The organism is Candidatus Marinimicrobia bacterium CG08_land_8_20_14_0_20_45_22 (assembly GCA_002774355.1).
In the GTDB taxonomy this organism is placed as follows: Bacteria; Fidelibacterota; UBA2242; order UBA2242; family UBA2242; genus 0-14-0-20-45-22.
The window spans coordinates 1-3,512 of the sequence record PEYN01000004.1 but is presented as its reverse complement, the minus strand read 5'-3'; the positions used below and the strand labels follow the sequence as shown (position 1 = coordinate 3,512).

At 43.7% G+C, this 3,512-nt stretch carries 1 protein-coding gene; it reads right to left on the bottom strand.

Annotation, left to right across the window (positions count from 1 at the left end):
* A partial coding sequence (locus tag COT43_00320; protein ID PIS31126.1) for a hypothetical protein occupies positions 1-3,512 on the bottom strand: 3,512 nt, incomplete at both ends.

The following is a 3,512-nucleotide window of genomic DNA, read 5'->3' as shown; positions in this document are numbered from 1 at the left end:
ACATATTTGAACCTGTTGTAATTATCCGGAGAACCGTTGTTCTGCGTATTTCCTGCTTTATCAATAGATAGAGAATACACACGATACCAGGTATCATTTTGCCAGGTTGCTGTATTTGTATTTATTTTCCATTGATATGTAGTATCAGTAAGAAGTGTGAAGTTTTCCGGCAGTATACCCATCCACAACGGCGATGCACCGGTCCAGTCGGTCCCATTCCACCAGGAATTAGCGAGGTCGGCATCATTAACATCTGTTTGCCGGAATGCTACTGAACTTCCGACAACAAGTCCGGGGTCTTCATCCACACAGGTGCCTGAAATTGTCTGCATATTGGATATATTTTTACCTTCGGCTAAATTCGCCGGCTCAATCACAATAGATGTAGGATTTGTAGAATCGTAAATAAAGTATCTTGTATTTTCCGTTTTTACACCTTCCAGATTTTGCGATTTATCTCGGAGTTTACTTCTTACTCTGTATTTGTGATGATTTGTCCAGTGGTTGTTATTTATCCACGAAGTTGTCCATGGTTGCAAGTTCTGTGTTTCATAATATGTTGATGAAAGTTCACCAGATGCCTTCCATCCGGCTGTTGACCAGTAGACATTACCTGTTTCATCATAAACCTCAACAAGCACTTTATCCGGCGATGAGAAATCGTCATAACAGGAACCTGAAATTGTCGTCAATGATTTATAATGCGGTTCACCTGTCGGCGGGATGGAAATTGTTGATGTCCCTGCTTTTGTATCATACAAGAATTGCGATTTGATATTCCCGCCGGTTGATTCAAGGTTTTCGGGTTGTGCTTTATCGGACGCTTGAACATAAATGTAATATGTCGTTTTGTGAACCATATTTGCAGAGCCCCAGTTGAATGTCCAGGAATCAACATATACCGTTCCGTCATTCCAATACCCCGGATCGTCTGCCCAGCCGGGTGCAACCCACCATGAAGTTCCGTCAGCAAGACCAGGTGTCGGTTCGCGTTTAATTCTTAACTGAACAAGTTTGTTCCCTGCGCTATTGGCAGGTGAAATCGGTTTTTCATCACAGGCACCGCTTATCGTTGCAGGTGCAGAGATGTTATTTATATTTGAACCGCTGGGAGGATCAATAACTGTGGTTACAGGCGAGTCGGAATCGCAATAGAACCTGATTCCGCCAATTGAACCCTGAATATCACCGTCGGGATAATCAATTTTATTAGTTGCCTGGTCAACAACACCGACCCATATCTTGTATTCCTGACCGCTTGTCCATGATGATTCCGCTATTTGATAATTCCAGTAGCCCGCAGTCGCCACATCAACATTGTAAAATGTCCAGTCTGCTGTTTTCCACGGCGCCACACCCGCATCCGGCGGGTCATCCCAAAGCCGCCAGGTGTTATCCTTCCAGTATCTGGAGGTTGTAATATTTTTTATGCATATTTTTACAGGATTAGTATCAAATTTTCCAGGGTTTGTGGCTGCCAAATCAACCGAAGTGCCAGAAATGGTCACTAAATTAGTTCTCTGATAATACTTATCCGCCACAGGTTTTATAGTTGTCAGCGTCGGCGTTGTGGAATCAATTGTGAAAGGTCGCTCGGCTTGTAATGACTCAACATTATATGCTGTATCTGTAGCACGCGTGATAAGATAATAATTCTCGCCATTTGCTCCTGAAATAGTAAAAACACCAGCAGCATCCTTTGTCCATGAGGCAGCACCTGTTGCAGCGGGCCATTGCTCTGAAGCAGACCAGTTATCACCGGGAGCATTCCAGTACTGCGGCGCGGTTGTTCGCCTTAAATGTATAGCGACACCGTTGTCTTTTGTATCCGAAGAGGCGGTACCTGAAATAGTTACAAACGGCTGAACATATTTACCATTAAGCGGGTAGGTGGTTGTAGAAACAGGCGCCGTTCTGTCATATGTAAATGTAACACTTGCAGCAGAGCCCTCATTAAGTGTTGTCTGGTCGTACGCTTTCGCAGAAATTATGTATTCATGATTATCGGTCCAGACATTGGTCTCATAATTGACGGTAAAGCTGTAATCCCAGTCAACTTTCACTGCACCGCCGTCGTTGTTGACATCATCAATCCATTGTACACCGGGCACCCAACAATTTGAGGATGAATATACGCCATTATAATAAGATGTGCCCAATATTGTATCCCGAATAGCGATTTTTACATTATTAACAATTCCGGGATTATTGGCTTCCGTTTCCATTGCTGTTCCTGAAATTGTTGTAAGCGATTTCAATTTTGTCGCCGGCGGATAGAAAATTGTTGTGGCGGGTCCCTGGCTATCCCATATAAATGTTAAGGATGCGAAATATGTGTTATAATTTTCGTTTGCGACGCTATCTTTTCCCCAAACCTTTAATGTGTATATTTTATCGGTAACATAATTTGAAATCGGCGTCTCATACCAGTAAGTATTGCCCGATGAAAGCGCGGCAGTTCCCGTAGAAACTGCTGTAAGCCATTGCTGGGTTACATCTTTATACCATGAAGTTCCGTCTGTAAGTGTGAAATAAAGCGTTTGCACACCAGCGGGAGCATCGGAACAATAACCGGAAATTGTCGGTAATGTTTTGTATCTTCCCGATTGTACCGGCGGTGCGGCGATTGAAGATGTCGGCGGTGTGTTGTCAAACCTGAACTGCCAACTTGCCGAGTCCTTCTGGTTTGTAGCATTATCCCATGCCCTCGCTGTTACATAATATGTAGTGCCGGTTACCCATGCGGTCGGCGGGTCATTAAAGTATGAAACATTGTAATTCCACGCAGGTAACACACCGCCGGTCTTTGTCCGCCAAACTTGTGTTGCCTCATCATCCTGTCCGCTATCCCAAGAATCACCAATCCACCAAAATGTTGTGCCTTCAAAAAACCGTTTTATTCTTATTTTTACATTAGATATATCAGTAGCATCGCAAGTCCCTGAAATTGTGGGCAGCGAACTTTCAATTTGAGCGTTTGGTTCTAAAATTATCGGTGTCGGCGAAGAAGTATCAATTGTAAATGTTCTTTCCGGTGTGCCTGTTTCTGCGGTGGTCGCCATGTCATATGCCTTTGTCCTTATTCGGTAGTTCCTGTTGTTCGTCCAAGTCGCCGTCGGATAATTTATCGTATAATACCATGTCGTCCAGTTATCCTGCGGGTTGATGCAATTCAGATACAGATTGTCATCCAGTACTCCCCATGTTTGGTCGGCTTTCAATGTCTGTTCATCGCTTGTATTGGTTATGTTAATTTTGACATAATCTAATTTTACCGCGATATTGGGATTGGTGCCCGTATCTTCCGCAGTTCCTGAAATTGTCGGGAGTGAATTGATAGTCAAACCGTTCGGTGCGGCGGGAACGGTTGTCGTTGATTGCGGCGGGGTGGTATCATATGTGAAATTTAGCGAATTATCAGGTGTTTCAACTTTACCGTTTTGTACTCCATTCTCATCGTAAGACAAATCCTCTCCCCTATAATTCACCGTGTAGGTTTTATCATTTGTCCA